The following is a 3,770-nucleotide window of genomic DNA, read 5'->3' on the forward strand; positions in this document are numbered from 1 at the left end:
ATCCGGATGGGAATCTGGTCGAAAACGACCCGTATCGTCACGGGCTACTGTTTCGTGGATGGAAGGCGGTACGGAAGATTCTACTGCGAACCTTTACAAGCGTCTAAGGACGCAACGGGCATCGGCGAAAATATGATACTCGTTAGTCTTGCCACATTGACCGGTGCGACAAACGAGAAATCCCGGTACTGCCAAACACCTTTCGCCGTGGTGGTCCCCAATACTCCGAGCAGAACATCAATCGTCGAAATCGTTCCCAACCAGACCTCATACCCACCGGCACCAACCGTGAAAGTCGGAGGATCGCCCTCCAAGAGATAGGCAGATAATGCAAAAGACTGACCGGCAACCAATGGTGTACTTAATACCTGGTCGAACGCTTCCACCTTTGTACCGTCGCTGTAGACACCCGCCCAGCGAGTGCCGTCATGCGCCGTTTGGCCTGCGCCATAAGTGCCATCGATCCACGCCGCCAACGGGCCATAAATATCCGGCGTGGAGCTACGAATATTCCAGTCCGACGCCGGGGCAGCAACGAAAACAGCATTTTCCATTGTTTAATCATTCAGTTTTGACGTTGTCGTGCCTGCTTAACAATTTGCGCCTGCTTGCTTTGTTTCCTCGTCTATGCCGAATGAAACCCATTGCTGCCAGCCCAGCGGCTAACAGGCCGAGAGCGCCGGGTTCGGGAACAGCAACCGACGAAACTGTAATGTCAATATCATCTAGAACTGGGAAAAGACCGTCCGAGGATGTGACGCTGAGACTTGCCGTCAAAGTACCGCCAAACGATGCAGATGCAATTGGGTTGGCACTGGCCAAGTTGATGGGTGACGATGAACTACGCGCATCTCTCGGGACTGCTGCGCGCACGCGCCTAGAAGAACTCTACACGCAGCGCTCAGTGGCAAATCGATATCGCCAGCTTTACATACGATATGCAACAGGTGCGAGCTGAGGCGATGCAATGCCAGAATTAATCAGAAACCGGTAGCCATCGGATGGGAATTCCTTTGATCTGTGCGAATTCTGAATTGTGCGTTGCTGTCGCTATCACAATGAGTTTTGACAACCCGGCTTCGGCAATGGATTTGAGATGAACTTCAGTTTTTCCTGCGTCGCCCTCTGAGCCGGGTACGATTGCGGTAAGCCCGGCAAACTGGTTGCCTTGACGGACGACTAACGGTGACTCGTGGAGAAAGCGAAAAATCGCTGGTGTCATTCGTTGCCAGGAAAAGAGCAGGTCTTCTCTTACGCTTCGATCTTCGACTAATGATGCACCCCAATGCTTCTTGTAACGTAGGACGCCGTCAAGCAGGCATGCTCGTGAGGGTCCGAGATTCAATCGATGCATCTCCTGTTCGATGGCCCATTCCAGTGAAAACAGGTAAGTGGCGCTTATGGCGCCCATTTTTACCGCGTCTTGTCGTTCGGGGTTCGGAGCAAAAATCCAACTGGTTGCGCGCTGATCGGCGCAATTGATTAGCGTAGCCGCTAGCCGCTGGCTTCCCAGCGATGCCCAGATCAGCGCGCCACTTCGAAAATATCGGCGCATCCTGTGTTCAGACCGTGCTTGCACGAATTCACCAAAACGCTCGCGAATATACGGCATGTACATTCGATGATAAAAGTACTCGAAGTCGGATTGGGCATGTGATATCGACCGGACAAAACCGTGCTTCCGAATTCGATGAAGATTAGGTCGATTGCTGTTATTTATCCATGGCTCTTTGCCGGTAGCAAATTGCAGGTTGACATCGTTGCCGATAGCGGCAGGCACACGCCAATATGCGGCATCAAACGCCGTGTCCGTCCAGGATCGTGGCCCTTGAATGATTGCCAGATCATGGTGGTGCCGCCTTTCCCGTACCAAAACCACCGCATCGCCGCGGTCGGGTCGCCCCAATTGTTCGCGGGAGTGTTTCTTGCCGATCAAACGGTGCAAAAAGTATTCGCTTGCCGGAGAGCTACCGACAAGCAGAATCGAAATCGGTTTATTCACAAAGATATCGTAGCCGCTCACTCGCTCTACGGTGATCCAACGCGGTATGTTTTCGCGTATCCGCCGATAAGCCTTCAGCAAGACCCGATCCAACGGGTCCGGAATGCGGGAGTACAATTTGCCCAGTTGCTTCGCCAACATGCGCGTGGGACCCGCACTCTTGTTCAAGACAAACGCCTTCGCATATTAGGCGCGCTTCCGCGCGAAAAATACCAGCACCACGGTCCAATCTTGAGTCGTACGACCAGTCCTTTGGGAGCGAAGCCCAATCGCTGCCGGGACACAATGTTCGGCCGATTCACCGATTCGACGAACAATACTGCGTGCTTACAACTGTTTCGTAGCGCATCCGCCGCCAACTGCGTGAATATTGCGGGCTGGATGCGGTGGCCGCAAAACTCGCTCAGAGTATATGAGTCGAAAACGTAGATCTGGTTGTTTTCACCAAGTGGCTCCAGATGTTGATAGTGGAGGCAGGCCAGGGCAACCCGGTCTGGTTTGCACACGAAATCCATGCCCTTATACATACATGTTCGCATTTACATGCCGACCAATCCCGCGCTGCCACACCCCTGCTGAAACGCCATTGTACGCATCCCGACCGATGACTGGCGGAACTCCCCTGGCCTGACCGCCTCACCAACCCTTCACCTGCCACCCCGTCCCGGACAGTGCTTGAAATTTACACACCTTGCCTTGAATATTCTCAGACTAAGCGGTCAGGATTATTCTGAAGCGCTATACCTGCTTTGAAACCGGACGGTTCGTCATTGCTTGATTACCTGTGCGAACAGGTCTTCATACTGTGCAGTAATCTGCTGCGCAGAGTACTGCCCGACGCGTTCCCGTGCCAGACGGCTGTAGTGGCTGATGCTTGCAGCATCACCGGTCAATTTCGCAAGGGCCTCCCGCAACTGCCCAACGTGACCCGGTGCAACCTTGACCGCAGCCTCCCCGACTACTTCGTTGCAACCCGGGATCGTAGTTGTGATGATGGCGCACTCCGCAGCCATGGCCTCGAGGAGAACCATGGGAAAATTTTCCTGCATTGACGGAAACACAAAGATGCTTGATGACAGGTACAGTTGCTCCAGCTCCTCGCGTTGCAAGAATCCCAAAAATCGAATCGAGGTACGCACCTTGTCGACGAGCCGTTTCAGATCTGGAAGGTAGGGACCATCACCGGCGATACAGACGTCCCAATCATCACCGATCACGTCGCTTGCCTCTATCAACCATTGGACACCTTTGCGTTCGACCAGGCGGGAGGCAACGAGAATCCGTTTGCACTTGCCGGGAGTTCCATGAAAAGTCGGGGTATAGGCATTCGGAATAACCGTTATTGGACAAGCAATTTGTTTTTGTATGAGCCCCTTTAGGAAGTGGGATGGCGCGGTGACCGCATTGCTTTGGTGAAGTATCTTGCTCCACACCGGTCCGATGAGCCTGTGTAGCCATTTGAAGCGGTCAGGGTTGTAGCCGGGTATATCTGATCCATGCGCTGTAATTATGTAGGGCAGCCCGGTTTTCTTTTTCAATAGGTACGAGACGATGCCCGAGGGCACAACAAAGTGTGTATGGATGAAGTCGTAGTTTCGTGTTTGTATCAATTCGAGCGCCTTGTGGTAGGAAGGCATGATCTGGCTGAGGAGTTCGGGTACCGTAGAATAATAACGGTTATTCCGAATGCCTATACCCCGACTTTTCATGGAACTCCCGGCAAGTGCAAACGGATTCTCGTTGCCTCCCGCCTGGTCGAACGCAAAGG

At 53.2% G+C, this 3,770-nt stretch carries 5 protein-coding genes; 1 reads left to right on the forward strand and 4 read right to left on the reverse strand.

Annotation, left to right across the window (positions count from 1 at the left end; all coding sequences use genetic code 11):
* Positions 1 to 80: 80 nt before the first annotated feature.
* Positions 81 to 554, reverse strand: a complete 474-nt coding sequence (locus O6944_08150; protein ID MCZ6719102.1) for a hypothetical protein — start codon at positions 552 to 554, stop codon at positions 81 to 83.
* A 7-nt stretch (positions 555 to 561) separates the two neighbouring features.
* Complete coding sequence (locus tag O6944_08155; GenBank protein MCZ6719103.1) at positions 562 to 822, reverse strand: PEP-CTERM sorting domain-containing protein; 261 nt, start codon at positions 820 to 822, stop codon at positions 562 to 564.
* On the opposite strand from O6944_08155, the gene O6944_08160 reads away from it, so the two are divergent.
* A complete protein-coding gene (locus tag O6944_08160) occupies positions 713 to 958 on the forward strand; it encodes a hypothetical protein (protein ID MCZ6719104.1) in 246 nt (81 codons plus the stop codon). The genes O6944_08155 and O6944_08160 overlap by 110 nt on opposite strands.
* An 18-nt stretch (positions 959 to 976) precedes the next feature.
* On the opposite strand, the gene O6944_08165 is transcribed toward O6944_08160, so the two are convergent.
* Positions 977 to 2,170 (reverse strand): hypothetical protein, encoded by a 1,194-nt coding sequence (locus O6944_08165; GenBank protein ID MCZ6719105.1) that lies wholly within the window; start codon positions 2,168 to 2,170, stop codon positions 977 to 979.
* Between the two features lie 599 nt (positions 2,171 to 2,769).
* Positions 2,770 to 3,770: glycosyltransferase family 4 protein (locus O6944_08170; protein ID MCZ6719106.1), on the reverse strand; the 1,001-nt coding region annotated here is incomplete at its 5' end.

Source organism: Gammaproteobacteria bacterium (genome assembly GCA_027296625.1).
Taxonomy (GTDB): Bacteria; Pseudomonadota; Gammaproteobacteria; order JAKEHO01; family JAKEHO01; genus JAKEHO01.

Coding starts and splice junctions, on each gene's coding strand:
- O6944_08150 (MCZ6719102.1), bottom strand. CDS start 554: ATGGAAAATGCTGTTTTCGTTGCTGCCCCGGCGTCGGACTGGAATATT.
- O6944_08160 (MCZ6719104.1), top strand. CDS start 713: ATGTCAATATCATCTAGAACTGGGAAAAGACCGTCCGAGGATGTGACG.